Annotated in this window: 13 protein-coding genes; 6 read left to right on the top strand and 7 right to left on the bottom strand. The window is 68.7% G+C overall.

Translation table 11 applies throughout. The annotated features are described in order from the left end of the window. Positions 1-32: 32 nt before the first annotated feature. The 4 genes from ACQPW1_RS06820 (at position 33) to ACQPW1_RS06805 (ending at position 2,983) form a co-directional block, all read left to right on the top strand. Positions 33-602, top strand: a complete 570-nt coding sequence (locus ACQPW1_RS06820) for a TetR/AcrR family transcriptional regulator (protein WP_433665172.1) — start codon at positions 33-35, stop codon at positions 600-602. A 93-nt stretch (positions 603-695) separates the two neighbouring features. Continuing rightward, complete coding sequence (locus ACQPW1_RS06815) at positions 696-917, top strand: hypothetical protein (RefSeq protein WP_433661887.1); 222 nt, start codon at positions 696-698, stop codon at positions 915-917. Between the two features lie 120 nt (positions 918-1,037). After that, complete coding sequence (locus tag ACQPW1_RS06810) at positions 1,038-1,712, top strand: response regulator transcription factor (protein WP_433661886.1); 675 nt, start codon at positions 1,038-1,040, stop codon at positions 1,710-1,712. Positions 1,713-1,738: 26 nt separating this feature from the next. Next, entirely contained in the window at positions 1,739-2,983 is a 1,245-nt protein-coding gene (locus ACQPW1_RS06805) for a sensor histidine kinase (RefSeq protein ID WP_433661885.1), read from the top strand. 8 nt (positions 2,984-2,991) lie between these two features. On the opposite strand, the gene glpD is transcribed toward ACQPW1_RS06805, so the two are convergent. Continuing rightward, positions 2,992-4,758, bottom strand: coding sequence for a glycerol-3-phosphate dehydrogenase (gene glpD / locus ACQPW1_RS06800; RefSeq protein ID WP_433661884.1), 1,767 nt, complete (start codon positions 4,756-4,758; stop codon positions 2,992-2,994). 332 nt (positions 4,759-5,090) lie between these two features. On the opposite strand from glpD, the gene glpK reads away from it, so the two are divergent. Further along, on the top strand, positions 5,091-6,590 hold the full coding sequence (gene glpK / locus ACQPW1_RS06795) for a glycerol kinase GlpK (protein ID WP_433661883.1): 1,500 nt from the start codon (positions 5,091-5,093) through the stop codon (positions 6,588-6,590). Between the two features lie 4 nt (positions 6,591-6,594). Here the strand turns inward: glpK and ACQPW1_RS06790 are convergent, their stop codons facing one another. The 4 genes from ACQPW1_RS06790 to ACQPW1_RS06775 form a co-directional block, all read right to left on the bottom strand. Continuing rightward, the gene (locus tag ACQPW1_RS06790; RefSeq protein WP_433661882.1) at positions 6,595-7,770 is read right to left on the bottom strand and encodes a PLP-dependent aminotransferase family protein; all 1,176 of its coding nucleotides are present in this window, start codon (positions 7,768-7,770) and stop codon (positions 6,595-6,597) included. 82 nt (positions 7,771-7,852) lie between these two features. Beyond that, the gene (locus tag ACQPW1_RS06785; RefSeq protein ID WP_433661881.1) at positions 7,853-8,869 is read right to left on the bottom strand and encodes a hypothetical protein; all 1,017 of its coding nucleotides are present in this window, start codon (positions 8,867-8,869) and stop codon (positions 7,853-7,855) included. A 79-nt stretch (positions 8,870-8,948) separates the two neighbouring features. Next, positions 8,949-10,013 (bottom strand): hypothetical protein, encoded by a 1,065-nt coding sequence (locus ACQPW1_RS06780; RefSeq protein WP_433661880.1) that lies wholly within the window; start codon positions 10,011-10,013, stop codon positions 8,949-8,951. A 287-nt stretch (positions 10,014-10,300) separates the two neighbouring features. Further along, positions 10,301-11,704, bottom strand: a complete 1,404-nt coding sequence (locus tag ACQPW1_RS06775) for an NAD(P)H-quinone dehydrogenase (RefSeq protein ID WP_433661879.1) — start codon at positions 11,702-11,704, stop codon at positions 10,301-10,303. Positions 11,705-11,916: 212 nt separating this feature from the next. Here ACQPW1_RS06775 and ACQPW1_RS06770 point away from each other — a divergent pair, with 212 nt between their 5' ends. Then, positions 11,917-12,390, top strand: a complete 474-nt coding sequence (locus ACQPW1_RS06770) for a gamma-glutamylcyclotransferase (protein WP_150404309.1) — start codon at positions 11,917-11,919, stop codon at positions 12,388-12,390. A gap of 55 nt (positions 12,391-12,445) precedes the next feature. On the opposite strand, the gene ACQPW1_RS06765 is transcribed toward ACQPW1_RS06770, so the two are convergent. Both ACQPW1_RS06765 and ACQPW1_RS06760 read right to left on the bottom strand, forming a co-directional pair. Then, on the bottom strand, positions 12,446-13,708 hold the full coding sequence (locus ACQPW1_RS06765) for a M20 family metallopeptidase (protein WP_433661878.1): 1,263 nt from the start codon (positions 13,706-13,708) through the stop codon (positions 12,446-12,448). Next, positions 13,705-14,877 (bottom strand): M20 family metallopeptidase, encoded by a 1,173-nt coding sequence (locus ACQPW1_RS06760; RefSeq protein ID WP_433665171.1) that lies wholly within the window; start codon positions 14,875-14,877, stop codon positions 13,705-13,707. The genes ACQPW1_RS06765 and ACQPW1_RS06760 overlap by 4 nt, the downstream gene beginning before the upstream one ends. Positions 14,878-14,928 lie beyond the last annotated feature (51 nt).

Below are 14,928 nucleotides of genomic sequence, written 5' to 3'. Positions count from 1 at the left end.
CTGCGACCGACCAGCCGACGCCCAAGCGCCGGATGTCGGCGGCGGACCGGCGAGCCCAGCTGCTGGACGTCGCGCGCGACATCGTGGCCGCCGACGGCTTCAGCGCGGTCAGCATCGACCGGGTGGCGCGCGAGTCCCAGGTCGCCCGCGCCCTGGTGTATCAGCAGTTCACCGACCTGTCCGGCCTGATGGCCGCGCTGCTGGACCGCGAGACCGCGATCGCGCTGGCGGGCGTCGGCAGCGTCGACTGGTCCGACACGGTCGACGTAGATCAGGTCGGCCGCGGCATCCTCGCCTATCTGCATGCCGCGCCGACCAGTTGGCGGATCATCCTCAGCCCACCCGACGGCGGCCCACCCGACCTGCGCACCCGGCTCGAGTACGGCCGGGCCTACGCGCGGGCGATCGGCGCACGGCACCTGTCCCGCTACGCGGGCGTCACCGTCGACCCGGACGGCCCGACCGAGCGAATCCTGCTCGCCGCGATGGAGGAACTGGCCAGGCTGCACCTCGCCGATCCGGAGCAGTACCCGGACGAGATGGTGCTGCGCTACCTCCGCTCGCTCGTCGGCTGGGCGATGCGGCTGGAAGCACCGCACTGACCTGCGGCGTCGACCGGCATCACGAAAATCTCACGGACAGCTTGGTTTTCTCTTCTCCAGGCGCGGATCCCGCGCCGGGGAGAGAGGAAACACATGAAGATCAGCACCCTGCTCGCAGCCGTCGCGCTCTCGACAGGCCTCGTCGCCGGAGGGTCGGCGGTGGCCAACGCGGAGACGATCTACGTCGGCACCTACGGCACCGAAGCGGCCTGCCGGGCGGACGGTTCGAACGCCCCCGCGCACCCGGACTGGAAGTGGTGGGAGTGCCAGCAGACGCCCACCGGTGACTGGGATCTGTACTACTCCAGCAACTGATCTCGGACCGTCTGCGGGGCCGAGCCGGACCGCCATCCGACCGGCTCCGACCGTCATCCCGGCCTGCTAGTCCGGGATGACGGATTGGTCCGATTTGAAAATGGCATATTCTCTGACCTCGTGCGTGTGCTGGTGGTTGAGGACGACGAAGGTCTCGGCATTGAAGTCGCCGCCGGGCTGCGCTCGGCGGGCTTTGCCGTCGACCTTGCCCACCACCTCGCGGACGCCGACCTGAAGATCGCCGTCAACACCTACGACGTCCTCGTCGTCGACCGCGGCCTGCCCGACGGCGACGGCCTGCACCTGGTCGCCGCACAGCGCGCCGCGGGCCAGCGAGTGCCGGTGCTGATGCTCACCGCCCGGGACGGATTGGCCGACCGCATCGCCGGTTTCGAGCACGGCGCCGACGACTACCTCGTCAAGCCGTTCGCGCTGCCCGAGCTCGCCGCCAGGGTGCGCGCGCTGAGCCGCCGTCGCGAACATCCGGCGCCCGCCCGCCTCGTGTTCGGCGATATCGACATCGACCTGCCGCGCCGCCGCGTCCAGCGCGCGGGCATTCTGCGCTCGCTGACCCCCAAGGAATTCGCGGTGCTCGAACTGCTCGCCACCCGCGCGGGCGGTGTGGTGTCGCGCAGCGAGCTCATCGAGTGCTGCTGGGACGAGATGGCCGAGCCCGCCTCGAATGTGGTCGACGCGGTGATCGCCCAGTTACGCCGCAAGCTCGGGCCGCCGCAGGTGATCGAGACCGTTCGCGGCACCGGCTTCATGATCGGAAGTGCCCCATCCGCACGCTGATCTCCGCCACGAACGCGCAACCCGCCGTGGCCCGGCTGCGGCGCACCCGCTGGCTGCTGACCGCGCTCATCACCGTGATCACCGCGACCTGCCTGATCATCCTCGGTCTGCTCGCGGCGACCATCGACGCGCGCTCCCGCGACAATGCCGTCGACGACAGCCTGGATCGGGTGGTGACCGGGCTGTGGCGCGCCATCGACTTCAATACCGACGACCAGGCCATCGACCTCGGGCTGGTGGAGAAGGACGACCTGGCCAACGGCGAGACCGCGGTCATGATCGTCACCAACGACGACAACGGACACTGGCGCGAGATCTACGGGCACCTGCGTTCCTGGCTGCCGCCGAACAACGGCGCGGAGGCCTTGGCCGACGATGCCGTGCGCGCGGAGGGCATCGTCTTCCAGGACGGGTACGATAGCGCGGGCCGCCCGGTGCGACTGGCGGCCACGCCGATCTTCTGGGACGACACGAATACCCAGGCGGTCGTGGTCGCGGGCACGAATCCGGGGCTGATGGATCGTGATCGGGCGCTGCTGTTGTGGGCGCTCGTCGCCGGCGGGCTCACCCTGGTCGCCCTGTCTGCCCTTGCGGCACACGCACTTTCGGGTCGCAGTATGCGCCAGGCGTTGGTGCTCGTCGAAGAGCAGGAACGCTTCCTCGGCGATGCCGCGCACGAATTGCGCACGCCGCTCACCACTTTGGGGTTGGTCACCGCGCCACGGCGGCGCAGCCCGCACGAGGTGGAGCGCGCGCTGACCGACGCGGGCGCGCTGGGGACCCGGATGGAGCGGATCGTCGAAGGCCTGCTTGCGCGGGCCAGGATGCAGGCGGGGGTGACCACGATCGAGCGGGTGCAGTTGCTGCTCGATCAGCTCACCGAGTCGGTCGTCGAGGATTTCAAGGCCAATGTTGTTGTGCAGAGCAGCCCTACGGTCGTCGTCGGCGATCCGAATCTGCTGAGCCTCGCGGTGCGCAACCTGATCGAGAACGCGATCACCCACGGCGCGATCAATCCCGGCGCACCGGTCGAGGTGCATGTCGCGGAGGGACGGGTCAGCGTGCGCGATCACGGCGCGGGGTTGAACCCGCAGCTGTCGAGCAACCCGTTCCAGCGCGGCATCACCGGCGGGCGCGGCAGCGGCATCGGGCTGGCGCTGGTGGCGTGGATCGCCGAATTGCACGGCGGCACCGCGACCATGGAGCCCGCGCCGGGCGGCGGCACCATCGCGACCATCGCGCTACCGCCGCCCACGCACGGGCTTTCCTGAGTCCGGGGCTACCGGTTCGCCTGGCGCACTTCCTTGTTCAGCACGCCGTCCGCCGGGACCGGCTCCAGAATCTCGGGGCGCGGTTCCGGGGCCGCGATGCGCAGCGCGTCGGCCGAGTCGTCGTCGGGCTGGGTCTGCGAGCGGATCTCCGCCTCGACGCGTGCGCGATAAGTCGTTACCTCACGCTCGGTTTCGGCGTCGTCCCAGCCGAGGATCGGCGCGACCAGCTTGGCCACCTGCTCGGCGCAATCGGCGCCGCGGTGCGAGTACTCGATGGAGATGCGGGTGCGGCGGGCCAGGATGTCGTCCAGGTGCAGCGCGCCCTCGGCGGCGGCCGCGTACGCGACCTCCACCTGCAGGTACGACGGCGCCTCGGTAATCGGTTGCAGCAGTTCGGGTTTGCCGTCCGCCATCGCCATCACCTCGTCGATCAGCGCGCCGTATCGATCCAGCAGGTGCTTGATCCGGTACGGGTGCACGCCGTACTCCTCGGCCAGCTGCACCGTCTGATTGACCAGCGCGAAGTAGCCGTCGGCGCCGAGCAGCGGCACCTTCTCGGTGATCGACGGCGAAACGCGGGCCGGAATGTCCTGTGCCGCTTCGTCGACGGCGTCGTAGGCCATCACCCGATAGGTGGTGTACTTGCCGCCCGCGATGCTGACCAGGCCCGGTGCGACCCGGGCGACGGCGTGTTCGCGGGACAGCTTGGAGGTCTCGTCGCTCTCCCCCGCCAGCAGCGGCCGCAGGCCCGCGTAGACGCCGTCGATGTCGTCGTGGGTGAGCGGGGTGACCAGCACGTCGTTGACCCGGTCCAGCAGGTAATCGATGTCGGCCTTGGTGGCCGCCGGGTGCGCGAGGTCCAGATTCCAGTCGGTGTCGGTGGTGCCGATGATCCAGTGGGTGCCCCACGGGATGACGAACAGCACCGAGGTCGGGGTGCGCAGGATGATCGCGGCGTCGCTGACGATGCGGTCGCGCGGCACCACGATGTGCACGCCCTTCGACGCCCGGACGTGGAAGCGGCCGCGCTGGTGGGCCAGCGCCTGCACCTCGTCGGTCCACACGCCGGTCGAGTTGATCACCACGTGCGCGCGGATGTCGGCGGTGCGGCCGTCCTCGCTGTCGCGGACCTGCACGCCGACCACCCGGTCCGCCTCGCGCAGGAAGCCGACAACCTGGGTGGAGGTGCGGATCACCGCGCCGTAGTGCGCGGCGGTCCGGGCGACGGTCATGGTGTGCCGGGCGTCGTCGACGACCGTGTCGTAGTAGCTGATGCCGCCGATCAGTGCGCTGCGCTTGAGGCCGGGAGCCAGCCGCAGTGCGCCCATGCGAGACAAATGCCGTTGGCCGGGAACGGATTTGGCGCCACCCATGGTGTCGTAGAGCATCAGCCCGGCCGCGACATACGGGCGCTCCCACGCGCGGTGGGTGAGCGGGTAGAGGAAGCGCAGCGGCTTCACCAGGTGCGGCGCGAGCGCGGACATCGCGAGCTCGCGCTCCTTCAGCGCCTCGCGGACCAGGCCGAACTCCAGCTGCTCCAGATAGCGCAGACCACCGTGGAACATCTTCGACGACCGGCTCGACGTGCCGGAGGCGAGGTCACGCGCCTCGACCAGCGCGACCTTCAGCCCGCGGGTGGCCGCGTCGAGCGCGATGCCCGCGCCGACCACGCCGCCACCGATGACGACCACGTCGAAATGGTCCTTGCCGAACCGTTCCCAGGCCGTCCTGCGCTGCTCCGGACCGAGGAACTGGGATTCCGGTTTCTTGGTCATGCTCGACTCCTCCAGCCGCGTGTCGACGACGTAGTGGTCTTATTCGGGCATTCGATCGAGCTGCTCTTGCTACAGGCTATGCCAGCGGCCGCTGATCTCTTCGACCACGGCATCGCTCGTGTCGTCCGGCTCTACCCGTCGGTAACCACCACCCGACCCTAATCCAGCAACGCGCGGGCGGGCGATGTGATCCACAACCAGGACCCGCTGAAGCCGCAATCGGACACGCGGCCTGAGCGACGGGCCCGGAGGAGGCAGCTTGCGTAACCACGGAGGGACCCGCGAAGGCCGCAATCGGACACAGCGCGCTCTGTGTTTAGTAACCTGCACGAATGCGTCGCTATGTGGCCGCCATCGACCAGGGCACGACTTCGAGTCGCTGCATCATCTTCGATCGGCAGGGACACGTCGTCGGCGTGGCCCAGCGGGAACACGAACAGATCTTTCCGAAACGCGGCTGGGTCGAGCACGACGCCGAAACCATCTGGAAAAACACCGAATTCGTGCTGGGCGAGGTGCTGAAGCAGAACAAGCTCAGCAGCGACGACATCGCGGCGGTCGGCGTCACCAACCAGCGCGAGACCACGGTGGTGTGGGATCGCGCCAGCGGCAAGCCGATTCATCACGCCATCGTGTGGCAGGACACCCGCACCGACCGGTTGACCACCGAGCTCGGCGGCGACATCGGGCCGACCCGCTATCAGGAACGCACCGGCCTGCCGCTGTCCACCTACTTCGCCGGGCCGAAGCTGCGCTGGATCCTGGACAACGTCGACGGTGCGCGTAAGCGCGCCGAGGCGGGCGAGCTGTGCTTCGGCACCATGGACAGCTGGCTGCTGTGGAACCTGACCGGCAAGCACATCACCGACGTGACCAACGCCTCGCGCACCATGCTGATGGATCTGAATACCCGGCAATGGGATTCGGAGATCTGCGCGGAATTCGGCGTGCCCGAGTCGCTGCTGCCGGAGATCCGCAGCTCCTCCGAGGTGTACGCGGAGATCACCTCGGGACCGCTGAAGGGAATCCCGGTCGCGGGCATCCTCGGCGACCAGCAGGCGGCCACCTTCGGCCAGGCCTGCCTGTCCCCCGGCGAAGCCAAGAACACCTACGGCACCGGCAATTTCATGCTGCTCAACACCGGCACCACGCCGGTGGTCAGCAAGCACGGGCTGCTCACCACCGTCTGCTATCAGCTCGGCGACGAGCCCGCCGTGTACGCGCTGGAGGGTTCGATCGCGGTTACCGGCTCACTGGTGCAGTGGTTCCGGGACAACCTGGGCATCATCTCGTCGGCGGACGAGATCGAGCCGCTGGCCCGCGACGTCGAGGACAACGGCGGCGCCTACATCGTGCCCGCGTTCTCCGGGCTGTTCGCGCCGCGCTGGCGGCCGGACGCGCGCGGCGTCATCGCCGGGCTCACCCGGTACGTCAACAAGGCCCATCTGGCGCGAGCGGTGCTGGAGTCCACCGCTTTTCAGACCCGCGAGGTGGTCGACGCGATGCGCGCCGACGCCGAATCCGAGCACCTCGACCTGGAACTGACCACCCTGAAGGTGGACGGCGGCATGGTCAGCAACGAGCTGCTCATGCAATTCCAGTCCGACATCCTCGACGTGCCGGTGGTGCGTCCGGTCGTCAACGAGACCACCGCGCTCGGCGCCGCCTACGCCGCCGGGCTCGCGGTCGACTACTGGTCCGGCACCGACGACATCCGGGAGAACTGGGCCGCCGACAAGACCTGGGAGCCGACGATGTCCGCCGAGGACCGGGACGAGCACCTGAAGTCCTGGAACAAGGCGGTCGAACGCACCTACGGCTGGGCGGACTGACGACCTACGCGGCCGCTAGAGCCAAACGATCTACCGCCTCGGTCAGCGTCGCGGTGTCGGAAGTCGTGAAGCACATGCGCATCGAGTTGCGGTAGCCACCGTCGACGGCGAAGGCGGAGCCCGGGACGTAGGCGACGCCTGCCTCGAGCGCCCGCGGTAGCAGCGCCTGCGTGTCGGTGCCGTCGGTGAAGTCGGCCCAGACGAACACGCCACCGGTCGCGTCGGTGCACCGCACCCGGTCGCCGAAACGGGCGCGCACCGCGTGCACCAGCGACTTGGCGCGGGTGCCGTAGACCGTGCGCACGTTGTCGACGTGCGCGGTCAGCCAGGTCTCGTCGGCGAGCAGGTCGGCGGCGATCTGGTGGGTCAACGCCGAACCACACAGGTCCGCACCCTGTTTCAGCAATTCCACCGCGCGGCACACCGGGTCCGGCGCGACCATCCAGCCGACACGCAGCGAGGGCGCGAGGATCTTCGACGCGCTCGACAGCCGAATCACGTTGCGGGAGTAGGTCGCCACCGGCGCGGGCGCGGGGTTGTCGAACCACAGCTCGCCGTACGGGTCGTCCTCGATCACCCAGAAGCCGTGGGCGTCAGCGAGTTCGGCGAGTTCGGCGCGCCGCTGCGGGCTCATCGTCACGCCGCCGGGGTTGTGGAAGTTGCTCACCGTGTGCACCACGGCCGGGCGTTCGCCGCGGGCGAGCAGGTCCGCGAGCGCGTCGGTGCGCATGCCCTCGGCGTCCAGTGGCACCGCGACGATCCGCGCGCCCGCGGCCCGAAAGACTTGCAGCGCACCGACATACGCCGGATCTTCGACGACGACCAGCGCGCCGGGGTCGAGCAGCACCTCGGCCAGCAGCGAAAGCGCCTGCTGCGAGCCGTGTGTCACGAAGACCTCGTCGAGGGCCACCTTCCGGCCGAGCCGAGCCGACTCCCGCTCGGTGAGCACCGCGCGCAGCGGCCGCCAGCCGGGTGACTCGGTGTACTGCAGGCAAGCCGCGCTGCGCAGCGCCGCGTCCGCCGCGACGGCGATCCGCTCACGCGGCATCAGCTCCGCGTCGGGCAGCCCGCCGGCCAGGCCGATGATGTCGGCGCGCGTGGTGAGCTTCAGCAGGTCACGGATCGCCGAGCTCTGCAGGCCGCCGAGCTTGGCCGCGAGCGGTGGGATGGTCGGCGACATAGAAACCTCCGAACGGACGCCAAAGTACGCGAGAGTCCACTTTCGCATATCGCCGACCAGAATATGAAACAGTTATCTCATACTATGAGACGCGACGCTCCTTGATCGCGTACACCAGCATCTTGCCGTCCCGGCTCACCATGGTGACGGTCTGCGGGTACACGAACGTCGTGCCGTCGGGACGATGCTCGGTCAGGTCGACATCGAAGGTGTCGGTGGCGAGCTCGGTGATCCGCACGCAGTGCGTGGTGCCGACCGGCACCTGCTCGTTGATCCCCTTCTGGATGATCTCGGCGGTCGACACGTTCTCCGCGTCGGGTGCGACGAACCGCCTGGCCCGCTCACCGCTGCGTTCGACGTAGAAGGCGTATTGGAAGCCGAGGATCGCGCCGGGCCCGGTGGTGGTGTCGCCCGCGCCGTTGCCGACGGTGACCTTGCCGTCCTTGGTGGCCGGGCAACTCAGCGCCGCGCTGGGCGATACCCCGGGCGGGGCCGGGTTGTCGCCGCCGTTGTTCTTGGACACCAGGATGACGGTCACCGTCAGCCCGATCAGGATGACGACCGCCAGAATGCCCGCGATCACATTGCGGCCGGTGTGCGAGCCGGAACGGCGCGGCGGAGGCGGCGGGGCGACCGGTGTGGTCGGCGCCAGCATCTTCGCGATCGGATCATCGGCCCAGGACAGTCCCGGCGAGGTCAGCGGCGGTGGCTTCGGCACGCTGCCCGTGTCGGTCGGGCGGTTCCACCACGAGTCCTTGTCGGCGTCCTGCTCACGATCGACGGGCGGCACCCGCGGCGGAACCGGCGGCGGTGTCGGCCGCGGCTCGGGGAACGACGTCGAATCCGGCGCGCGGTACTGCGGGGGCGTCGGCGGTGTCGTCCCCGCATCGGCGGCGGGCCGCCACACCAGCTCGGGATGGTCGCCCGTCTGCTCCGAGACCTGCCAGTGCGGACCGGTATCGCCCATCGGCGGACCGAATTCCGAGACGGGAGGCCCGAATTCTGAGACAGGCGGACCGAATTCACCCACCGGGGGGCCGAAATCCGACGCGGACTGGTCGTCGGATTCCTTGTCCCTCGGATCACCCTCGGACGTCACACCCAATCCTTTCCCCAAGACACACGTATGGGGCGGTCGCGAACGACCGCCCCACCCGTCGAATCAGCCCCAGTCAGTCTCAGTACTGGAGTGAACCACCCCACTGGGTGGTGACACCACCCACATCGACCGTTTGCGGAGCGAGATCGCCCGGCTGCAGCGGAAGCTTAACTTGCGCGGCCGCTTCGAGTGCCGCGGCACCGCCCGGCTGTTCCTTGATCCAGTCCTCGACGGCCGCCTTGGCCAGGTTGGCCTGGGTGGTGTCGAAGACGGAGATCGTCTTGTTGTCGGCCAGGCCGACGCCACCGGTGTAGGTGGTGACCTTGACGGTGTTGGCGTCGACGTACTCGACCGACACACCGGCCTCACCGGCACCGGCCGGGGTGCGGTACCCGATGGTGCCGACGTAACCCGACTCGTTGTTGAAGTGGTGCGTGTTGGCCACGTAGCCCGGCAGCAGCGTGCCACCGTCGACGTTCGCACCGATCTCCTGGTGCGGACCGGTCATCTCGACGACCGGGGCCGGCGGCGCCGCCTGCAGCTGCGGAGACTGCCAGCGCGGCTGCTGCGGCTGGACCAGCGTCTCCGGCTGCTGCGCCTGAGCGTTCTCGTCACCCGGGGTGCTCGGCTTGGTCTGGGTGCCAGGCGAACCCGGCGTGCCCGGCTGCTGCGGCGTGACGGCGCCCGGCTCGGCCGGCTTCTGCTCGCCCGGCGTACCCGGGGTGACTGCGGGCTGCGGCTGATCCGACTGACCCGGCACCGGCAGCGGCGCGACGCGCGGGGTGGTGACACCCGGCTGCGTCGGCTGGGCCAGCTTCGGATCCTTGTTCGGATTCGGCATGACCGGATCCGGCGTATTGACGCCCGGCTGACCCGGCGTGGTGACGCCCGGCTGGGTCGGCCCCTGCGGGGTGGTCGGCTTGTTCGGGTCCGGCTTGGTGGTGTCCGGACTCGGCGGTGCCTCGTTCACGCCCGGCTGTGCCGGAGCGGGACTCGGCGGCGCGGTGGTGGGAGGAATGCTCGGATCGTTGGGAGCGGCCCCCGCCGGCGCTGCCAAGAGAGAGGCCACGGCCGCCGCGGCGGCCAGTGGCAACGAGGTGCTCGCCATCGCTCGCTGCGCCCGACTCGGCTTACGATGTTTCACTTTTCGTTTCCCTTTCCCGGGTGTGACCTGGAGATCGGTCGCACTCAGTTGTCTCTGACGAGACGCCCGGTCGTCGAACGACGCGAAGGTCATTCGACGTTTCGACTGGGAAAAAGATCCATCCCCCCGAACACCGAACCACGCGACCGCCCGCCGATCGCATCTCTGCGGGAAGTGAACCATATGTAGGCCTGATGAGCAATGTGAATCAAAACTTCAGGCTGCACGAACGGCGCTGAACCGCAAGACCATTCAACCCAGGTCGGCGCACCGCCGCAGCTGACGTGTCAATCCAGGTCGTCGTGCCGCATCAACTGACGTGCCGCTTCGGTTACCGACCCGGTCAGCGAGGGGTACACCGAGAAGGTCTGCGCCAGGTCATTGACGGTCAGGTTGTTCTGCACCGCAAGGGCGATCGGCAATATGAGCTCCGACGCGATCGGCGCGACCACCACACCGCCGATGACAACGCCGGTGGCGGGACGGCAGAAGATCTTCACGAAACCCCTACGCAGGCCCAACATCTTGGCCCTGGGGTTGGTGTTCAGCGGCAGCATCACGGTGCGGGCCGGTGTCTCGCCGTTGTCGATCGAGGTCTGACTCACGCCGACGGTGGCGATCTCCGGCCGGGTGAACACCGCGGACGCGACGGTCTTCAAGCGAATCGGGCTGACGCCCTCGCCGAGCGCGTGGTACATCGCGATGCGGCCCTGCATCGCGGCCACCGAGGCCAGCGGCAGCAGGCCGGTGCAGTCGCCCGCCGCGTAGATGCCGGGCACCGAGGTCCGCGAAACCCGGTCCACCCGCAGATAACCGCCGCGGTCGAGTTCGATGCCGACGCGCTCGAGTCCGAGGCCGTCGGTGTTCGGCGTGGAGCCGACCGTCATCAGCGCGTGCGATCCGGCGACGGTCCGGCCGTCGGACAGCTTGACCACCACACCCTCGGCGGTGCGCTCCACCGCGTCGGCGCGCGCGTGCTTCACCAGCTCGACACCGCGCTCGGCGAGTGCGTCCTCCAGCACGAGGGCCGCGTCGGCGTCCTCGCCGGGCAGCACCCGGTCGCGACTGGAGACCAGCCGCACCCGCACACCCATCTCGGTGTAGGCGGAGACGAATTCCGCACCCGTGACACCGGACCCGACGACAACCAGGGTCTCCGGCAGTTCCGCCAAGTCGTAGAGCTGACGCCAATTCAGGATGCGCTCACCGTCGGGCTCGGCACCCGGCAACACGCGCGGGCTGGCACCAGTGGCGATCAACACAACCTCGGCCTCGATGACCTCTTCGGTGCCGTCGGCCAGCTTGGCCAGAATCTGGTGCGCGGCGAGCCCCATGGACGGGTCGATCAGCTCCGCGCGACCGGCCAGCACGGTGACGCCGACGGTCTGCAGTTTGGACCGGATGTCGGAGGACTGCGCCAGCGCCAACGCCTTGACGCGACCGTTCACCTCGGACAGTTGCACGGTGGCCTGATTGGGGTCGAGGGTGATGCCGAGATCGCGGGCGCGGCGCAGGTCGGTGCGCACGCCGGTGGAAGCGATGAACGTCTTCGAAGGGACGCAGTCCCAGAGCACACAAGCCCCGCCGATGCCGTCGCTATCGATCAGCGTCACCGACGCACCGTGCTGGGCTGCCACCAGCGCCGCCTCGTAGCCGGCCGGTCCGCCACCGATGATCGCTATGCGGGTCATTGATACCTCCGCTTCTGGTTGCGCACCGGGATCTCCGGTACCTGTCAACGTTATCGGGCGAGGCACGCCCACCCGCCGCCCGGCCACCTCCCCCCACGGAATCGCTACGCGATGCGGGTTCACCCGGTCGCCGCGCCCGGAACGCGCCACAGGAATACCGCATCTGGCCGGGATAGAGTCGATCCCTCGATGTTATTGGCTACCCTTCTCTGGTGCCGATCTACGCCGCCTATGGGTCCAACATGGACTCAACCCAGATGCTCGAGCGCTGTCCGCACTCGCCCATGTCCGGAACGGGCTGGTTGGAGGGCTGGCGGCTCACCTTCGCTGGTGACGACATCGGGTGGGAGGGACCGCTGGCGACAGTGGTCGAGGAGCCCGGCTCCCGAGTTTTCGTCGTGCTCTACGACGTGTCGCCCGAAGACGAACAGCGGCTGGATCGCTGGGAGGGTTCGGACTTCGGTATCCACAAGAAGATCCGGCTGCGCGTCACCCGCAGTGAGAGCGGCGCCGATCCCACACTGTCCTGGTTGTACGTGCTGGACGCGTACGAGGGTGGCCTGCCCTCGGCCCGATACATCGGGGTCATCGCGGACGCGGCCGAAAAGGCCGGTGCGCCTGAGGATTACGTCCATTCCCTGCGAACTCGCAACAGCCGCAACGTAGGCCCCGGCAACTTCGGCTGACAAACGAACGACGTGGCCGACCCGATGATCGACCACGTCGTGGTTCAGTTCGAAATCAGCGTGCGTTCAACACGATATTGCTCAGCACCCGCACGCCCACCGCGAGCGCCCGCTCGTCGATGTCGAACGTCGGCTGGTGCAGATCCAGCTGCTCGCCGTGCCCGGACCAGACGCCGAGGCGCGCCATCGCGCCGGGCACCTCTTCCAGGTACCACGAGAAGTCTTCGCCGCCACCGGATTGCATGGTGTCGGCCAGCGCGTCCGGGCCGATCTTGCGGATCGCGTCCTCGAACATCCGGGTGGACTGTTCGTCGTTGACCACCGGCGGCACGCCGCGACGGTAGTTCAGCTGGTATCGCACGCCGGTCGGGGCGAGCAGGCCGTCGACGATCTCGCGCACCATCGGCTCCAGCAGCGACCAGGTCGCGTGATCGCCGGTGCGGACGGTGCCGGTGAGCATCCCGGTCTGCGGAATCGCGTTGGGCGCCTTGCCGGCGCTGACCGCGCCCCACACCATCACCGTGCTGGTGCGCGGATCGATGCGACGGCTGAGCAGACCGGGCAGGCCGGTGATCACGGTGCCGATGGCGTAGACCAGATCGCTGGTGAGATGCGGGCGCGAGGTGTGCCCGCCCGGCGAATCCAGCACCAGTTCGACCGTGTCGGCGGCCGAGGTGATCGCGCCGACGCGGATGCCGACCCGGCCCACCTCCAGTCGCGGATCGCAGTGCAGCGCGAATATCCGCTCCACACCCTCCATCGCACCGGTGGCGACCACGTCGATCGCGCCGCCCGGCATGACTTCCTCGGCGGGCTGGAAGACCAGTCGCACGCCGACCGGCAGCTCGGGCACCTCGGCCAGCGCGAGCGCGGTGCCGAGCAGGATCGTGGTGTGCGCGTCGTGCCCGCAGGCGTGCGAGACACCCGGCACGGTGGAGGCGAAGCTGAGACCGGTGAACTCCTGCAGCGGGAGCGCGTCCATGTCGGCGCGCAGGCCGATCCGCGGGCCCTCCGGGCCGATGTCGCAGATCAGGCCGGTGCCACCGGGCAGCGGCTGCGGCGTCAGGCCCGCCTTGATCAGCCAGGACGAGATGAATTCGGTGGTAGCGAACTCGGTGCGGGAAAGTTCCGGGTTGGCGTGGATGTGCCGGCGAAACTGCACGAGGTCCGACGCGTGCTCGGCCAGCCAACCTTCTACTGATCCCAAACCTGTTCCTACGGTGCTCGGCAATACGATGTCCGCCAGGTCCTCCGCGAGTGCGCAAGCACCCGCATCCATGCCTGTCGCCCGTTCCGCCGAACGGCCGGTAGTGCTCACCGAATGTCCTCCTGTCGTTGAACGAGCCGTTGCAACAACCTGTCTCTTTGTTCTTCATCGCTGGCAGCGGCGATCGCGGTACGCGCGAGTGCGAGCGCACCATCGACAACCGCACGATCCGCCGATGCGTTGACGCTCGCCGCGGCGAAGCCGGGCTGGTGCGTCACCGCGCCACCGGCATCAATGCCGATGACCGGGTGGATGCCCGGAATGACGTTGGTGACGTTGCCCATGTCCGTGCTTCCGAGCGGCCGCTGTGCCTCGAGCTCGGGTGCGATCGGCACTCGTCCCAAACCGGTTATCTGCTCGCGGTAGGCAAACAGTAACGCCGGATCGGGTGTCAGCTCGGTATATGTCGGCGCGACAGTCCGGATTTCATGGGTGCAGCCGGTCGCAAGGGCGCCCGCCTCGAAACACGCCGACGCTCGTCGCATCAGATTGTCGAGAGATGCGGAGTCGACTGCGCGTAGGTAATACAGCAGTTCCGCACGTCCGGGCACGATGTTGGGGGCCACGCCACCATCGCCGACTATACCGTGAAGTTGCTGGCCAGGCTGGAGATGCTGTCTCAGCAAGCCCAGAGCTACCTGAGTGACGGTGATCGCGTCGCCCGCGTTGCGGCCCAGTTCCGGCGCGGCGCTGGCGTGGGCCTCGCGGCCGTGGAACACGATGGCGAGATCGGCCATCGCCAGGGAGCGCGCGCCGACGATGTCGAACGGGCCGGGGTGCACCATCATCGCCATCGCCACGTCGTCGAAGACGCCGTGCTCCAGCATCAGCACCTTGCCGCCGCCGCTCTCCTCGGCGGGCGTGCCGAGGACGAGCACGGTCAGTCCGAGTGCGTCGGCGACCTCGGCGAGACCGAGCGCCGCGCCGACCGCCGAGGCGGCAATGATGTTGTGCCCGCAGGCATGTCCCATCCCGGGCAGCGCGTCGTACTCCGCGCAGATGCCGACGGTGAGCGGGCCGCCGCCGAAGCTCGCGCGAAACGCGGTGGGCAGCTCGGCGACGCCGGTGGCGACCTCGAAGCCGCGCTCGGCGAGCGGCGCGATGGTCTTGGCGACGCTTCTGGTTTCCTCGAACGCGAGCTCGGGCTCGGCGTGGATCGAGTGCGAAAGTTCGATCAGCTCATCGACCGCGGCCTTGATCGCCGCGTCCGACTGCTGCATGGCATCGGTGCGCGCGACGTCGTAGTCGCTGCGCGATTCCTGGTGCCCGCT

It is taken from the genome of Nocardia sp. CA-128927 (assembly GCF_050955855.1).
Taxonomy (GTDB): domain Bacteria; phylum Actinomycetota; class Actinomycetes; order Mycobacteriales; family Mycobacteriaceae; genus Nocardia.
This window is presented reverse-complemented; position numbering and strand designations above follow the sequence as displayed.